The organism is Streptomyces sp. NPDC048462, from assembly GCF_043200175.1.
Classification (GTDB): domain Bacteria; phylum Actinomycetota; class Actinomycetes; order Streptomycetales; family Streptomycetaceae; genus Streptomyces.
Genome location: NZ_JBICXG010000002.1, coordinates 97135 through 112575, shown reverse-complemented (window position 1 = coordinate 112575; position 15441 = coordinate 97135). Strand labels below are relative to the sequence as shown.

At 70.3% G+C, this 15441-nt stretch carries 15 protein-coding genes; 7 read left to right on the top strand and 8 right to left on the bottom strand.

Annotated elements, in window-relative coordinates; all coding sequences use genetic code 11:
* The first annotated feature begins 90 nt into the window (after positions 1-90).
* Positions 91-1647 (top strand): cytochrome P450, encoded by a 1557-nt coding sequence (locus ACGFU6_RS03815; protein ID WP_393607903.1) that lies wholly within the window; start codon positions 91-93, stop codon positions 1645-1647.
* A gap of 135 nt (positions 1648-1782) precedes the next feature.
* The gene (locus ACGFU6_RS03810; RefSeq protein WP_393607902.1) at positions 1783-3123 is read left to right on the top strand and encodes a 6-phospho-beta-glucosidase; all 1341 of its coding nucleotides are present in this window, start codon (positions 1783-1785) and stop codon (positions 3121-3123) included.
* Positions 3124-3210: 87 nt separating this feature from the next.
* Here ACGFU6_RS03810 and ACGFU6_RS03805 read toward each other — a convergent pair whose 3' ends face one another.
* Positions 3211-3648 (bottom strand): hypothetical protein, encoded by a 438-nt coding sequence (locus ACGFU6_RS03805; protein WP_393607901.1) that lies wholly within the window; start codon positions 3646-3648, stop codon positions 3211-3213.
* Positions 3642-4100 (bottom strand): ATP-binding protein, encoded by a 459-nt coding sequence (locus ACGFU6_RS03800; protein ID WP_393607900.1) that lies wholly within the window; start codon positions 4098-4100, stop codon positions 3642-3644. Before ACGFU6_RS03800 ends, ACGFU6_RS03805 begins: the two co-directional genes overlap by 7 nt.
* A gap of 204 nt (positions 4101-4304) precedes the next feature.
* Between ACGFU6_RS03800 and ACGFU6_RS03795 the strand changes: the two genes are divergently transcribed.
* Genes ACGFU6_RS03795 through ACGFU6_RS03785 form a run of 3 tightly spaced genes read left to right on the top strand, consistent with a single transcriptional unit; the run spans position 4305 to position 5906 of the window.
* Complete coding sequence (locus ACGFU6_RS03795; RefSeq protein ID WP_123530747.1) at positions 4305-5165, top strand: helix-turn-helix transcriptional regulator; 861 nt, start codon at positions 4305-4307, stop codon at positions 5163-5165.
* A complete protein-coding gene (locus tag ACGFU6_RS03790) occupies positions 5165-5401 on the top strand; it encodes a DUF397 domain-containing protein (protein WP_123530745.1) in 237 nt (78 codons plus the stop codon). Before ACGFU6_RS03795 ends, ACGFU6_RS03790 begins: the two co-directional genes overlap by 1 nt.
* Positions 5402-5450: 49 nt before the next feature.
* Positions 5451-5906, top strand: coding sequence for a YchJ family protein (locus tag ACGFU6_RS03785; RefSeq protein ID WP_393607899.1), 456 nt, complete (start codon positions 5451-5453; stop codon positions 5904-5906).
* Between the two features lie 29 nt (positions 5907-5935).
* On the opposite strand, the gene ACGFU6_RS03780 is transcribed toward ACGFU6_RS03785, so the two are convergent.
* Both ACGFU6_RS03780 and ACGFU6_RS03775 read right to left on the bottom strand, forming a co-directional pair.
* The gene (locus ACGFU6_RS03780) at positions 5936-8008 is read right to left on the bottom strand and encodes an MDR family MFS transporter (RefSeq protein ID WP_393607898.1); all 2073 of its coding nucleotides are present in this window, start codon (positions 8006-8008) and stop codon (positions 5936-5938) included.
* A 58-nt stretch (positions 8009-8066) separates the two neighbouring features.
* Positions 8067-8894, bottom strand: a complete 828-nt coding sequence (locus ACGFU6_RS03775) for a hypothetical protein (RefSeq protein WP_393607897.1) — start codon at positions 8892-8894, stop codon at positions 8067-8069.
* Between the two features lie 79 nt (positions 8895-8973).
* Between ACGFU6_RS03775 and ACGFU6_RS03770 the strand changes: the two genes are divergently transcribed.
* On the top strand, positions 8974-10227 hold the full coding sequence (locus ACGFU6_RS03770; protein WP_393607896.1) for a cytochrome P450: 1254 nt from the start codon (positions 8974-8976) through the stop codon (positions 10225-10227).
* A 67-nt stretch (positions 10228-10294) separates the two neighbouring features.
* Here the strand turns inward: ACGFU6_RS03770 and ACGFU6_RS03765 are convergent, their stop codons facing one another.
* From ACGFU6_RS03765 to ACGFU6_RS03750, 4 genes are all read right to left on the bottom strand, one after another.
* Positions 10295-11515 (bottom strand): acyl-CoA dehydrogenase family protein, encoded by a 1221-nt coding sequence (locus ACGFU6_RS03765; RefSeq protein ID WP_393607895.1) that lies wholly within the window; start codon positions 11513-11515, stop codon positions 10295-10297.
* Between the two features lie 4 nt (positions 11516-11519).
* Complete coding sequence (locus tag ACGFU6_RS03760) at positions 11520-11993, bottom strand: SCP2 sterol-binding domain-containing protein (protein WP_393607894.1); 474 nt, start codon at positions 11991-11993, stop codon at positions 11520-11522.
* A gap of 83 nt (positions 11994-12076) precedes the next feature.
* Positions 12077-12340 carry a hypothetical protein gene (locus tag ACGFU6_RS03755; RefSeq protein WP_393607893.1) on the bottom strand — a complete coding sequence of 88 codons (264 nt, stop codon included), beginning with the start codon at positions 12338-12340 and terminating at the stop codon, positions 12077-12079.
* Positions 12341-12558: 218 nt separating this feature from the next.
* Positions 12559-13773, bottom strand: a complete 1215-nt coding sequence (locus tag ACGFU6_RS03750) for a helix-turn-helix domain-containing protein (RefSeq protein WP_393607892.1) — start codon at positions 13771-13773, stop codon at positions 12559-12561.
* Between the two features lie 890 nt (positions 13774-14663).
* Here ACGFU6_RS03750 and ACGFU6_RS03745 point away from each other — a divergent pair.
* Positions 14664-15281: a hypothetical protein gene (locus ACGFU6_RS03745; RefSeq protein ID WP_393607891.1), complete on the top strand. Its 618-nt coding sequence runs from the start codon at positions 14664-14666 to the stop codon at positions 15279-15281.
* Positions 15282-15441: the final 160 nt, after the last annotated feature.

The following is a 15441-nucleotide window of genomic DNA, read 5'->3' as shown; positions in this document are numbered from 1 at the left end:
CGTCGCGCACGCGTTCTGCGCACCCGTTTCGCGCGCCCCCACCGCGTACCCCAATCGTCCGCCCTTGGCAGCCTGATCCCTGGAGCGATCGTGACAACCCCATTTCACTACGAGCCCGGAGCGGCCACGGGGCCGGTTCCGCCCCCCGAGTGCCCGGCCCACGGGCTCGGCATCGGCCCCGGTGGCCTGCGACGGTTCTACGGCCCCGAGGCCGAGCAGGACCCGCACGGCCTGTACGACAAGCTGCGCGCCGAGCACGGCTCGGTGGCCCCCGTGCTGCTGCACGGCGACGTGCCGGCCTGGCTCGTCCTCGGGCACAGCGAGAACCTGCACATGACCCGTACGCCCTCACAGTTCTCCCGCGACTCACGCCGCTGGCGGGCCCTGCAGGACGGCTCCGTCGCGCCCGATCACCCGCTGGCCCCGATCTTCACCTGGCAGCCGATCTGCGTCTTCGCGGACGGCGCCACCCACGAGCGTCAGCGCGGCGCCGTCACCGACTCCCTGAACCGGATCGACACCCGCGGCGTCCGCCGCCACGTCAACCGCTACAGCAACCGGCTCGTCAACGACTTCTGCCGGGAGGGCCGCGCCGACCTGGTCAGCGGCTTCGCCGAGCGGCTGCCGATGATGGTGATGTGCGCGATCCTCGGGATGCCCGAGGAGTACAACGACCGGATGGTGGAGGCCGCCCGGGACATGACGCGGGGCACCGCCACCGCCGTCCAGAGCAACGCCTACGTGCTCGCCGCGCTGAGCCGCCTCGTCGAGCGGCGCCGGCGCGAACCCGCGGACGACTTCGCCACCTGGCTCGTCGAGCACCCCGCGGACATGAACGACCAGGAGGTCGCCGAGCATCTGCGACTCATCCTGATCGCCTCCTACGAGGCGACCACCAACCTGATCGCCAACGTGCTCCGCATGGTGCTCACCGACCCGCGGTTCCGGGCCAGGCTCAGCGGTGGCCACATGACCGTCCCCGAGGCGGTCGAGCAGACCCTGTGGGACGAGCCGCCGTTCACCGCCGTCTTCGGCCGCTGGGCGGTCGGCGACACCGAGCTGGGCGGGCAGCGCATCAAGGCGGGCGACGCCATGATCGTCGGCATCGCCCCCGCCAACACCGACCCGGTGGTACGGCCCGACCTCAACGCCAACATGGAGGGCAACCGCGCCCACCTCGCCTTCAGCGGCGGCCCGCACGAATGCCCCGGGCAGGACATCGGGCGCGCCATCGCGGACGTCGGCGTGGACGCGCTGCTGATGCGGCTGCCCGACCTCGAACTCGCCGTGGACGAGAGCGAGCTCACATGGGTCGGCAACATCATGGGCCGCCATCTGACCGAGCTGCCCGCCGAGTTCGCGTCACGCCCGCCGCAGGACGACCGGGAACCGCCGTCCATGGGCAAGCCGAACCCGGCCCGCCAGGACTGGGAGGTGCAGTCGGCGGTCCGCCACACCGCGCCGATCCCGGTCCGCGCATCCGTGCCGTCGGAACCGGCCGGCACCGCCCCGACCGGGGCGACCGCCGCGGCCGACGGCTCCGCCGCCGCGCCCGGTGAGGCGACGGGGCTCATCCCGCAGCAGCGCCGGCCCGCGGCGCCGGCCCGGCTGTGGCGCGTCGTGACCCGCTGGTGGAACGGCCACTGACCGGCGTCGCCCGGTGACGACGGCCCGGCGGAAGCGACCCCAGGTCCCTTCCGCCGGGCCGGCGTCACCGCGCGACGGCAGCACCGGCCCGTCGCGAGGGGCCCTCCGCGACACCCCCACGTACCATGCGGAAGCGTGAAGCTGACAATTCTGGGTGGCGGCGGGTTCCGGGTTCCTCTGGTGTACGGGGCGCTGCTCGCCGACCACGCCGAGGGGCGGGTCTGCGCGGTCACCCTCTACGACACCGACGCCGACCGGCTCACCGCGGTCGCCCGGGTACTGGCCGAACAGGCCGAGGGCATCGCGGACGCCCCGGCCGTCGTCGCCACCACCGAACTCGACGAGGCACTGCGCGGGGCCGACTTCGTCTTCTCGGCGATCCGGGTCGGCGGGCTCGCGGGCCGGGCCGCCGACGAACGGGTCGCCCTCGACGAAGGCGTGCTCGGGCAGGAGACCGTCGGCGCCGGCGGGATCGCCTACGGACTGCGCACCGTGCCGGTCGCGGTCGACCTCGCCCGGCGCATCGCCCGGCTGGCCCCGAACGCCTGGGTCATCAACTTCACCAACCCGGCGGGCCTGGTGACCGAGGCGATGTCCGCCCACCTCGGCGACCGCGTCATCGGCATCTGCGACTCGCCGGTCGGCCTCGGCCGCCGCATCGCCCGGGTGCTCGGCGCCGACCCGGACCGGGCCCGGATCGACTACGTGGGCCTCAACCACCTCGGCTGGGTGCGCGGGCTGTACGTCGAGGGCCGGGACGAACTGCCGCGCCTGCTGGCCGACCCGGAGCTGCTCGGCTCGTTCGAGGAGGGGAAGCTTTTCGGCACCGACTGGCTGCGGTCCCTGGGCGCCGTCCCCAACGAGTACCTGCACTACTACTACTTCAACCGCGAGGCGGTCCGCGCCTACCAGGACGCGGAGCAGACCCGGGGCGCCTTCCTGCGGGAACAGCAGGAGGGCTTCTACGGGCGGATGAAGAACGCGGACACCCCCGCCCTGGCCACCTGGGACCTCACCCGCGCGGAGCGCGAGGCCACCTACATGTCGGAGAACCGCGAGGTGGCGGGGGCCGGCGAGCGCGAGGCGAGCGACCTCGGCTCCGGGGGCTACGAGCAGGTCGCGCTCTCCCTCATGCGGGCCGTGGCCCGTAACGAACGCGCCTCCCTGATCCTCAACGTCCGCAACCGCACCACCCTTTCGGTGCTCGACGCGGACGCCGTCATCGAGGTGCCGTGCCTGGTGGACGCGAACGGCGCCCACCCGGTCGCCGTCGACCCGCTGCCGTACCACGCCGTCGGGCTGGTCACCGCGGTGAAGGCCGTCGAACGCGCGGTGCTGGACGCGGCGTCGAGCGGTTCGCGCGCCGACGCGGTGAGGGCGTTCGCCCTGCACCCGCTGGTCGACTCGGTCTCCGTCGCCCGGCGCCTGGTCGACGGCTACACCCGGGTCCACCCGGGCCTCTCCTACCTCACATGAGGCCGCTCACCGGGCGGGCCGCCCGGACCGGGAAGGCCTTCGGGCGGGCCGCAACCCGCCCGGTGGGTTCGTGCCTGCTCCGCCCTGTCAGGGGGCGGAGGAGACACGCGGGCCGCCCGCGGACGTCCATGAGGGCGTTACCCCGGTCACCTGGCAGACCATCAGGTAGAGCGGGATGGGCGGCGTATAGGGGGTGCGGCTGTCGGGCTGGTGGATGAGCCGGGGCCGCACCGCCGGGACGTAGGCGCCGCGCGCGTACGCGGCCTGGGCGGGCCAGTCCAGTTCGAGGTCGGAGCCCGAGGGGACGATCCACCACCAGCGGTCCCCGTCGTCGAAGACGCAGCCGGTGCGCGGCAGATGAGACATCAGCCGGAAGCCGTACCGTGCGGGCACCCCCACCGCGTCGCATCCCAGGGTCGCCGTGAGGGCCGAGGGGAGCGGCAGCTGCACCCGGCCGCCACCGGGACGGCCCGGCTCACGGGGGCGGCGGGTTCCGAGCAGATGGGACATCGCGTTCTTCAACATGTGTGCTCCGAGCCGTGCGGCAGTTCTGCCCAGACGATGCGTCCCGAGCCGTCCCCGGCGTCGCGGGACCCCCAGGCACTGCACATCGCGTCGACGAGCAGCAGGCCGCGTCCGTGCTCGTCGTCGGCGTTGCGGCACAACTGCGGCCCGCCGGGCTGGTGTCCTTGGTCCTGTACGGCTATCCACAGCCGGCGATCCAGGCAGCGCAGCTCGCACACGACGCGAGAGCTGTTGGTGTGCACCACCGCGTTGGTCACCAGCTCCGACACGATGAGGATCGCGGCGTCGTGCGCGTCGTCGTCCAGCCGCCACTCGTCCAGCCTGGCCCGGGTAAGCCGCCGGGCACCGGCCACCGACTCCGGTTGCGCGGGCAGCGCGAAGCAGTACCGGAGCGCTTCGGTCCCGGGGTTGAGGTCGACGAGCCGGGAGATGAGCGCACTGCCAGGTGCCACGACCGAATCCTCACAGTGGGGGCTGCGTCACGCTTCGCGATCTTGATGAAAAGAGGTGAGCGCGACTAGTGAACTGGTTCACTCGCCAACTCTCCCCCTGTCGCGAACACTTGGCAAGGGGCACTCTGAAATTTCCAGAGTGGCTGTGTCTTTGACGGCACGCGCATGGCACACTGCTCGCAACAGCGCATGGGGAGGTCTGAAGTGAGTGAACCGCGGTCCGCCCCGACCGTGGGTCAGGTCGTTCTCGGCAAGCGCCTGCAGGATCTGCGGGAACGTGTCGGCCTGAGCCGTGACCAGGCTGCGAAGGTGCTGCGCGTCGCGCCCGCGACGATACGCAGGCTGGAGACGGCCGAAGTCGCCCTCAAGATCGCCTATGTGCAGCTCCTCCTGAAGGCCTACGGGATCTCCGAGGAGGAGGCCGACGCCTTCGTCGTCCTCGCCGAGGAGGCCAACAAGCCGGGCTGGTGGCAGCGTTTCCACGATGTGCTGCCCGACTGGTTCAGCATGTACGTCAGCCTGGAGGGCGCCGCGAGCCTGCTGCGCATGTACGAGCCGCACTTCGTCCCCGGTCTGCTGCAGACCGAGGACTACGCGCGCTCGGTGATGCGTACCGGAGCGGTCGGCCAGACCAGGCCGGAGGACATCGAGCGCCATGTGGCGCTGCGGATGGAACGCCAGTCCCTGCTCACCCGGCCGGACGCCTCACGGCTCTGGGTCGTGATGGACGAGACGGTGCTCCGCCGTCCGGTGGGCAGTCCGGAGAACATGCGCGCCCAGATCGACCAGCTGCTCGAGGCGACCGAGATGCCGAACGTGACGCTCCAGATCGCCGAGTTCTCCACCGGCCACCACCCGGGCACCTACGGGCCCTTCGTGCTCTTCCGGTTCGCCGTCCCTGAGCTGCCCGACATGGTCTACAGCGAGTACCTGACCGGGGCCGTCTACTTCGACGCCCGCCCCGAGGTGGCCTCCTACCTGGAGGTCATGGACCGTATGGCGGCCCAGGCCGCGACTGCACAACGCACGAAGGAAATCCTCCGGGGCTTCCGCAAGGAGCTGTGATGACACCCATATACAACGGCATGCCGGCGGCCGAGCTCGGCGCCGAGGGCTGGTACAAGCCGTGGAGCGGCGGCAACGGCGGCAACTGTGTCGAGGCGATGAAGCTGTCCGACGGACGGATCGCCATGCGCCAGTCCGCCGACCCGGACGGCCCCGCCCTGATCTACACCCACCGCGAGATCGCCGCGTTCATCCAGGGAGCCAAGTCGGGCCAGGCGGACTTCCTGCTGACGTGACGGCCCGCCCGGCTGCCCGCCCGGCGCTCCCGCAGGCCACAATGGACCCATGTCCCGACGCACCTCCCACCCCCGGCGGACGTCCGCCGCGAGGACCCGCCCCGCTCCCGCAGCCGTGATCACCGCGGCATCGCCGTGCCCGTGCGGGCTGCCCGCCGAGTACGCCGCGTGCTGCGGCAGGCTGCACGCCGGGGCCGCCGCACCGACCTGTGAGGCGCTGATGCGCTCGCGGTACGCGGCCTTCGCCGTCCGGGACGCCGCCTATCTGCTGCACACCTGGCACCCGGACACCCGGCCGGACATCCTCGACCTCGATCCTGGGACGCGCTGGGAGCGGCTGGAGATCCTGGGTACGACGGAGGGCAGCGCCTTTCACGCCACGGGCACGGTCACCTTCCGGGCGTACTTCAAGGACAACGGCCGCGCCGACTCGCTGTACGAGAAGAGCCGCTTCGTCCGGCACGGGGGTGCCTGGGTCTACGAGTCGGCGGTCGATACCGACTGACCTGCCGGGCGCCGACTGGCCCGGCCGGCTCAGACCGGCGCGCCCGCCGGGGCGGTCGGGGACAGCTCCTGCGTGAGGTCCTCGGCCAGGAGCCGCTTGGCGATGACGTCGACCGCGGCGCGCAGGCGGGCGTCGTCCGGGCGCTCGCCGTCGTGGCCGAGCTGGTCGTTGAGCCAGGTCGCCCAGGCGTCCGTGATGGTCGAGGCCTCCCTGCTGCCCGCTTCGGTGTGGGCGAAGAGGTGGCCGTCCCCGGTGAGGTAGCCCTCCTCGATCATCCGGTCGAAGACGGGCACCAGTACCTCCGGCGGAATGCGGTGCCGGGCCGCGATCAGGCGGAGCCCGGCGTGGCCGACCATCCGGGTGAACAGCTCGACCTGCATCACCGCCCAGGCCCCCGCCATGTCGAGCCGGGTGTCCGATTCCGCGATGATCCGGCGGGCCGTGTCCGGGTCGACCCGCCGCAGGACCTTGGCCACCGAGAACTCGAGCAGCCGGGCCGGGTCCCCGGTGTTCGGTGAGGCGAAGCCCTCGCCCATGTCGGTGGAGCCGGCCCGTACCGTGTCGCGCAGCTTCACCTCCTTGAGGAAGAGCGCGACGAGGAATCCGAGCACCGCGACCGGCACCGTCCACAGGAACACCGTGTGCAGGGTGTCGGCGTAGGCCTGGGCCAGCGGCGCCGACTGCGCGCCGGGCAGTGAGTGCAGGCCCTCCGGGCTCTGCGAGGCCTTCGCCAGCACCGCGGGGTTGCCGCCCGCCCGTGCCGCCGACGCGATCCCGTCCCTGAGGTTGGGACCGAGCGTGTTGGCGTAGATCGTGCCGAACACCGCGGTGCCGAAGGCGCTGCCGAGGGTGCGGAAGAACGTCACGCCCGAGGTCGCCGTGCCCAGGTCCGAGTAGTCGACGGTGTTCTGCACCGCGATCGTCAGCACCTGCATGGACAGGCCGATGCCGAGCCCGAGCACCAGCATGTACAGCGACTCCAGCCACACCCCGCTGTCCGGGCCCATCCGGGAGAGCAGGAACAGGCCGACCGCCATGACCAGCGAACCGATGATCGGGAAGATCCGGTAGCGGCCGGTCTTGCTGACCACGTTGCCGCTGAAGATCGAGGCGACCAGCAGACCGATGACCATCGGCAGCGTCCGGACGCCCGAGAGAGTCGCGGAGTCCCCGTCCACGTACTGCAGATACGTCGGCAGGAAGATCATCGCGCCGAGCATCGCGAACCCCACGATGAAGCTGAGGATCGAGCAGACCGTGAAGACCGGGTTCCCGAACAGCCTCATCGGCAGCATCGGTTCCTTCGCCCGGAACTCCACGAGGCAGAAGAGCGCGAGCGCGACCAGCCCGAGTGCGAACAGGCCGATGATGACGGGGGAGCCCCAGGCGTACTGGTTGCCGCCCCAGCTCGTCGCCAGGATCAGCGAGCTCGCCCCGATCGTGACCATGGCGATGCCCAGGTAGTCGATGACCGGACGCCCCGCGGCCTTCACGGACGGGATGGTGCGGGCCGCGGCGATGACCACCACGATCGCGATCGGCACATTGACGTAGAACGCCCACCGCCAGGTCAGATGGTCGGTGAACAGCCCGCCGAGCAGTGGCCCGATGACCGTGGAGACACCGAACACGGCGCCGATCGCACCCTGGTACTTGCCCCGGTCGCGCAGCGGGATGACGTCCGCGATCAGTGCCATCGAGGTGACCATGAGCCCGCCGGCGCCGATGCCCTGGAGACCCCGCCAGACGATCAGCAGCGTCATGTTCGTCGCGAGGCCGCACAGGAACGAACCGGTGATGAAGATGATCGCGGAGAGCTGGAAGACGATCTTCCGGCCGAACAGGTCGCCGAACTTCCCGACCAGGACCGTCGCCACCGTCTCGGCGAGCAGGTACGCCGTGACCACCCATGACATGTGGGCGGCCCCGCCCAGGTCCGAGACGATCGTGGGCAGCGCGGTCCCCACGATCGTCTGGTCCAGCGCGGCCAGCAGAATCCCCAGCACGATCGTGGCGAAGACGATGTTCCGGCGTCGCGGATCGAGCAGGGGCGGCGCGGCGGCACTCTGCGCGGCGGGGGCGGTCTCGCTGGCAGTGGTCACGCTTGCACCCTCACACCGCGCCCCGTCACCCGCATGCCGGGCGCCGCCGGACGTGTCGTCAGGCCAGCAGATCCCGCAGCGAGGCCGTCATCCGGGTCACGAACGCCTCCCGCACCGGCTCCGCCACCCGGTCCAGCGAGAGATACGGATTGAGGTCCTCCAGCTCGACGAGCAGCAGCTCACCGTCGGCCGTCCGGCACGCGTCGACCCGCTGGATGCCGTGGTCGAGGGTGTTCCACGCCACGAAGGGCCGGGCGAACTCCAGGTCCGCCGCACTCGCCCCGTACGGCTCCAGCACCCACCGCCGGTCCGGGTGCGGCGCGTACAGCGCGTACTGGAAGTCGTGGTCGACGAAGTAGAAGGACACCTCGTAGCGGAAGTCGATCCGGGGCTGGACCAACTGCGTCCCGTCCGCCTCGGGTGCCAGGGCGGGGGTGCGGACGAAGCGCAGCCCGACCGAGTCCGCGCCCAGCTTCGGCTTGATCACGTATCCGTCGGCCTGCGGCAGCAGCCCCAGGTCCGCCACCCGGTCCACGGTCGGGATGACCGGGTACCCGGCGCGGCTCAGATCGACCAGGTACTGCTTGCCCGCCATGTCTCCCCGCCCGGTCAGCGGGTTGTAGACCCGGGCGCCCAGTTCCCCGGCCCGTGCGCGGAACGCGTTGTAGGCCTCCTGGTAGTGCAGCACCGGGCCGCTGTTGCGTACGACGGCCGCGTCGAAGCCGTCCAGCAGCGCGGCGGCGTCCCGCGGATGGCAGAGCGCGGTGTCGAAGTCCGCACGCAGCCGGGAGGTCAGGAAGATGTCCTCGTCGCAGTAGCGGCGCCCACGTGCCTCGTAGGCCAGATCGGTGACGAAGAGGACGGACGGTCGCTGGCCGGTGGCCATCGGTTTCCCCCAGGGGTGGGTGAGCGGACGGGTGGTCAATAACCTGGACGGCGTTGTCCGTCAACGACCTTGGAGCGCCATGACGTCCGCCCCGCAGGAGTCGCTCGCCTCGCACGAGCCGTCCGTGCCCGACATCCTCTCGCCCGCCTTCGCCGCCGACCCCTACGGGGCCTACCGGATCATGCGCGACAGCGCCCCGCTGATCAGGCACGAGGCCATGAACAGCTACATCGTCTCCCGCTACGAGGACGTCGAGCGGGTCTTCAAGGACAAGGCGGGGGAGTTCACCACCGACAACTACGACTGGCAGATCGAACCCGTCCACGGCAGGACCATCCTCCAGCTCAGCGGCCGCGAGCACGCGGTGCGCCGGGCCCTGGTCGCCCCGGCCTTCCGGGGCAGCGACCTCCAGGAGAAGTTCCTCCCGGTCATCGAGCGCAACGCGCGCGAGCTGATCGACACCTTCCGCCACACCGGTGAGGCCGATCTCGTCGGCGCGTTCGCGACCCGGCTGCCCGTCCTGGTCATCGCGGACATGCTCGGCCTGGACAAGGCGGACCACGACCGTTTCCACGGCTGGTACACCAGCGTCATCGCCTTCCTCGGCAACCTCGCGGGCGACCCGGCGGTGGCGGCCGCGGGGGAGCGGACCCGGCAGGAGTTCGCCGAGTACATGATCCCGGTCATCCAGCGGCGCCGGGCCGCCCCCGGCGACGACCTGCTCTCCGCCCTGTGCGCGGCCGAGGTCGACGGCGTACGGATGAGCGACGAGGACATCAAGGCCTTCTGCAGCCTGCTGCTGGCCGCGGGCGGCGAGACCACCGACAAGGCCATCGCCTCCATCTTCGCCAACCTGCTGACCCATCCGGAACAGCTCGCGGCCGTGCGGGAGGACCGCGGTCTCATCGACCGGGCCTTCGCGGAGACGCTGCGCTACACCCCGCCGGTGCACATGATCATGCGTCAGACCGCCACCGAGGTGGAGCTCGGCGGCGGCCGGGTGCCCGCGGGGTCGACCGTCACCTGTCTGATCGGGGCGGCCAACCGGGACGCGTCCCGGTACCGCGACCCGGACCGGTTCGACATCTTCCGCACGGACCTGACCAGCACCACGGCGTTCTCCGCGGCGGCCGACCATCTGGCGTTCGCCCTGGGACGGCACTTCTGCGTGGGCGCGCTGCTGGCCAGGGCCGAGGTGGAGACGGGGGTCAACCAGCTGCTGGACGCGATGCCCGACGTACGGCTCGCGGACGGGTTCACCCCGTCCGAGCAGGGCGTCTTCACCCGGGGGCCGAGGTCGCTGCCCGTCCGCTTCACCCCGGTCGCGGGGTGACCCCAGGGGGCGGCGGCGGGGTGGGCCGGTCCTTGGAGCACGCGGACGGCTGGTGACCCGTACCGGTTCAGCGGATGTGGCGGCCCGAGATCGCCCGCGCGATGACCAGACGCTGGATCTCGCTGGTCCCCTCGAAGATCGTGTAGATCTTGGCGTCGCGGTACATCCGCTCGACCGGATGCTCCCGGCTGTACCCGGCGCCGCCCAGGATCTGCACGGCCTTCTCGGTGGCCGACACGGCGAGTTCACCCGCCCGTAGCTTGGACATGGAGCCCTGCCCCGCGTCGAAGGTGCGGTCGTTGCGGGCCATCCAGGCGGCCTGCCAGATCAGCAGCCGCACGGACTCGATCTCGGTACGGATGTCGGCCAGCGCGAAGGCGATCGACTGGTTCTCGATGATGGGCCGGCCGAACGCCTCGCGCTGACCGGCGTACTCCAGCGCGTACTCGTACGCCGCGCGCGCGATGCCGAGCGCCTGGGCGCCGACCGTGGGGCGGCTGACCTCGAAGGTGGCCATCGCCGCCTGGCCCGGCCCCTTGGCGTCGCCGCCCTCGCGGGCGCGGGCGAGGCGGGCGTCGAGCTTCTCCTTTCCGCCGAGCAGGCAGTGCCCGGGGACCCGGACGTCGTCCAGGAAGACGTCGGCGGTGTGCGAGGCGCGCAGGCCGAGCTTCTTGATGGTGCGGCTCGCCTCCAGGCCCTTCGTGGCGGGCGGCACGATGAACGCGGCCTGTCCGCGGGCGCCCAGCGCCGGGTCCACCGAGGCGACGACCACATGGACCCCGGCGATCCCGCCGTTGGTGATCCACGCCTTCTGGCCGGAGATCACCCACTCGTGCCTGGCCTCGTCGTAACGGGCCTTCGTTGCCATCGCGGAGACGTCCGAGCCGGCCTGCGGTTCGGAGACGCAGAACGCCGCCACCTTGGGGTCGTCCTCGTCCCCGTAGCACTGCGGAACCCACTCGGCGAGCTGGTCCGGGGTGCCGGAGGCGAAGATCCCGGCGACGGCGAGGGAGGTGCCGAAGAGCGCCATGCCGATTCCGGCGTCGCCCCAGAACAGCTCCTCGTTGGCGATCTGGAGGGAGAGCCCCGTCGGGTCGCCGTACATGTCGGCCAGTGACTCGAAGCCGTACAGGCCGATCCGGGCCGCTTCCTGGATGACCGGCCAGGGGGTCTCCTCGCGGGCGTCCCATTCGGCGGCCGCCGGGCGCACCACCTGGGCGGCGAATCCGTGCACCCAGTTGCGCAGGTCCTGCTGCTCCTCGGTGAGGGCGAGGGAGAAGTAGCTCATCGGCTCAGGCCTTCGGGATGTCGAAGTAGCGGGTGAGGCCCGAGGCCAGACCGACGTCACCGGCCACCTTCAGCTTGCGCATCATGAACATCGTCACCGGATTGCCGTTGCCGGAGACCAGTTTGAGGAACTCGGCGTCCCCCATCACCAGGGTCGTGCGCGGTTCGGCGTCGGAGCGGCCCTCACTGATGGTGCAGGTGCCGTCAGCGATCGAGGTCTCGAAGACCGCGTCGCTGTCCCCGGTGATCTTCCAACGGATCAGCGCCTTGAGCTGTCCCGCTGCGTCCGGGCGGAACTGCTGCCGCATCCGGCCGAAGACCTCGCCGAGCACCCGGGCGCGCAGTTCACCGTGCATGACCTCGCCGAGCTGCCTGGCGGACAGGCCCTTCACGATCCGCGCGAACTCCGGCGGGGAGACGGCCGCGAAGTCGAGTGCGGCCAGTTCACCGGTGAGGTTGCCGCTGCTGTTGTCGGCCACGCCAGTTCCTTACTCTGGAGTAAACTTACTTTTGAGTAAGGTAAGCGCCGGGCCGTCCCTCCGCAAGCACGGGCCCCCTCCGGTCACCAGGCGCTGCCGGGGCGCACCGTCAGCAGGGGGTGGTGGGCGGCCAGGAGCTTGTTGGCGCGGGCCAGCTCGGAGAGGGCCTGCTCGCGGTCGGCCTGGTCTTCCATGCCGAGCCGCGGACCGCGGAACCTGCGGACCTCGCGGGCGGCGCACTCGGCGTCGAACTCCGCCTCCAGGACGTGCTGCGGGATGCAGGAGCCGATCAGTGCGGCGACCCGGTCCGGGATCGGCACGGGGACGAGCAGGTGCGAGGCGGTCATGGGGGTTTCCCTCTCGAATGGTGGCCAGGAGGTCATGCGGTGCGGCCGCCGGGTGGGCGGCCGACTCCTCCATATAACGGGACGCAGTTCCGGGTTTCTCGTTGAGAACGTCTCCGTGTGGCAACCGTTTGGGAGTGACCGGGTATTTCGCCTTACCCATAAGTAAGTTGACTCGACGTGAGGGCCGTGATCCGGCCGGAAACCGTTCTGCGGGACTTCTACAGCGTGGACTCCTGACTCCGGGACTGCAGTTGCAGTGCCCGCAGCACGGCCTCGGTGGAGAACCTGCTCTCGGGGTCGACCAGTTGCTCGCCGAAGATGGATTCCAGGTTGCGCATGCGGTAGCGGACGGTCTGTGGGTGCACGTCCAGGAGTTCGCCCATGTGGGCCGCCGTACCTCGGGTGTCGAGCCAGATGCGCAGGGTCTCGACAAGGCGTTCCCGCCGGGTGGCGCTGATCGAGGCGATGGGGGCGAGCTCCCGCCGGGCGAGCTGGTCCAGGAGGACCGGGTCCGACAGCAGCCACAGGGTGATGAGGTGGTCCTCGCAGAGGATGAACGGCGCGTCGTCGATGACCCCCGCGTCCACGAGTTCCAGGACCCTCCTCGCCCAGCGGATCGAGTCCGAGGCCAGAGCGGTGGGGACGGTCAGTCCGATCGCGGCCCGGGTGCCGAGGAGCGCCTGGCCGAGCATGGATCTTCGCGCGTCGTCGAGGGGGCCGGGGATGAGTAAATGCGGCTGGGGGTCACTGAGATCGACCAGGATGTCCCGGTCGGCGCTGACCCGGTCCAGCCCCGCCGGGGCGCGCGCCGCGACGAGAGTGACCTGGTCGGGCAGTGTCCACCCGGTCTGCTCGCACAGCTCGGCGATGGCGGAACGGGGTACGGGGCGCCCGGCCAGGATCAGGTGGAGCAGGCGCCGGCGCATGGCCTCGCTCTGCTCGCCCGACTGGGACTGCACCTCCAGGAAGCCCTCGCGGGAGAGCGATTCGAGCTCGTCGATGTAGGTGAAGAGCGCGTCCGCGAAACTGAGCATCAGGGTCGGTGAGAAGTTGTAACTGCGGCCGACCTTCTTCGCCCGTCGCAGCGCGACGCGCGCGCCGAGCCGGTAGGCGCCCTGGAGCGTTTCCATGGTGCGGCCCTCGTATGCCTCGAAGCGTCCGAACCGGCGGCACATGTCGTCACGCAACGAGGTGGAAGTGGAAGGTTCCGCGACCAGGTCCACGAACGAGGAGAGGCTCTGTTCGACGCCCACGCGAATGGCCTGGCCGTTGGGTCCGCTGAGCAGACGCGCGTATTCCGGATAGGCGCGGGTGACTTCTACGCCTATCTCCTTGATGAGGCTGGGCAGTTCGGGTCGCATGATCGCGGCGAACTCCTGGGGAAGCGGTCCCAGCGGATCCCCTGTGTCCAATGGCGAAATGACTTCTCGCATGACGTGTCCCCTCGCTCTCCGGCGCCCGGTGGGGGGTGAGGCAGTGGGGGAAAGCGCTCCCACGAACCGACAGGTGCGTACCAAGTCCGCGATGAAGATAGACCAAGTCAGCGGTCGAGCACATGACTTGCACAAGATCGAAGTGCAGGGGCCACACACCTTGGTCTCATCGTGGTGCTTCGGTGCAGGTGGGACGGGACTGCTCACTTTGAGACAACATTTTCGGCCGTGCGGACGGGGGTGAATGAGGCGGGCGCCGGGACCCCGGTGGCTACGGCACATCCCGAGGGACCGTGTGGGAAATCGGTGGTGCCGCTCTTGCTCAGGGAATGACAAGCGCTACCACGCGAAGGGTGGGCTGCGTTGACGAAATGCGGCCTGACCGGGAACGGCCGGCAACTGCAATGGGCTGACGGACCGACGGAAGCGCGTTCACCGCGCGAATGCTCCCGCTCACCTTGAACCCCGCAGCGCTCACCCCTCGCACCCTGGCCGTCGGCGCCGCGCACCCGGCGGTCACCGTGGGCCGAGCCTCTCCTCCCGGTCGCACGTCGTGGCACACGCAGGGCATAGCCGTCACTTCGCGCGCCCCGGCGCCGGCCGCCCGAAGGGACCGCCGGCGATACTGCGCACTAAATGACAAGTGGTTCGGGAGAGTTAGTAAGCCGCGTACGAGAAAAGAACTCCGTGCGAGCAATTTCGCCCAGCAGGATTGTGCTCGAAGTTTCTCGCAAGTAACGTCACGGCCTGTCACAGATTAGATGTGGCCGAGAGTGTACGTCTCCCCCTCGGAGAAGTGGTTCGTAGACGTGCTTCCTGCCCCTTGGGCAGCTGTGAAGCACGTCCCCGCAAGCAGTGCCACCCGCATTGTCGAATCGGAGGAACTAACTGTGCGTAATACCCTCAAGAAGATCGCCATCACCACCGGCGTGGCTTCTGCGGCTGTCGTACTCGGGGCCACCCAGGCCATGGCCTTCCCCGCCACCACGTGGACGGTCGCGCCCAACCCGGCTCCCTTCACCGCCGTGTCGACCAACACGGTGCTGTCGGTGAGCGGGATTCCGCTCACCTGCCCGACGGCGGGAGCGGCTGGTTCCGCGTTCAGCGCCACTGGCAACCCGGCCACCGTCGGCAACATCACCTCCGCCACCTTCGGCACGACGTCGAGCCCGTGCACGAGTGCGCTCGGCCCGGTGACGCCGGTCGCCACGACCAGTCCGGCCTGGCAGCTGGTGGCGCAGGACTACACCTCCGGTGTGACGACCGGCTACATCAAGAACATCCAGGCCAAGCTCACCGTCCTCACCTGCAGCTTCAAGGTCACCGGTGAGGTCAACGCCAAGTACACGAACAGCACCAAGAAGCTGTCGGTCTCCAACTCCTCCGCCCACCAGCTGACCGTCTCGGGGGCCACCGCCGCCTGTGCCGGGATCGTGGCCAACGGGTCCCACCCGACCTTCACGGGCGACTACAGCGTCACCGGGATCACGAGCATCATCGGCACCTGACGGGCTGCCGGCAGTCGAACGTTCAGCAGACCGCACCGCGGGAGCCCTGCCGTGCGGTCTGCGCCGTCGATGGAAGGAAATGACGAAGGATGATGATGCGCGGGACAGCAGGACGGAGCCGTGGGCGTGCGACGGCACGGAGCGGAGCCGTTCTGGCCGC

Coding starts and splice junctions, on each gene's coding strand:
- ACGFU6_RS03805 (WP_393607901.1), bottom strand. CDS start 3,648: ATGTTGAAGAACGCGATGTCCCATCTGCTCGGAACCCGCCGCCCCCGT.
- ACGFU6_RS03790 (WP_123530745.1), top strand. CDS start 5,165: ATGACACCCATATACAACGGCATGCCGGCGGCCGAGCTCGGCGCCGAG.
- ACGFU6_RS03785 (WP_393607899.1), top strand. CDS start 5,451: ATGTCCCGACGCACCTCCCACCCCCGGCGGACGTCCGCCGCGAGGACC.
- ACGFU6_RS03775 (WP_393607897.1), bottom strand. CDS start 8,894: ATGGCCACCGGCCAGCGACCGTCCGTCCTCTTCGTCACCGATCTGGCC.
- ACGFU6_RS03770 (WP_393607896.1), top strand. CDS start 8,974: ATGACGTCCGCCCCGCAGGAGTCGCTCGCCTCGCACGAGCCGTCCGTG.
- ACGFU6_RS03765 (WP_393607895.1), bottom strand. CDS start 11,515: ATGAGCTACTTCTCCCTCGCCCTCACCGAGGAGCAGCAGGACCTGCGC.
- ACGFU6_RS03755 (WP_393607893.1), bottom strand. CDS start 12,340: ATGACCGCCTCGCACCTGCTCGTCCCCGTGCCGATCCCGGACCGGGTC.
- ACGFU6_RS03750 (WP_393607892.1), bottom strand. CDS start 13,773: ATGCGAGAAGTCATTTCGCCATTGGACACAGGGGATCCGCTGGGACCG.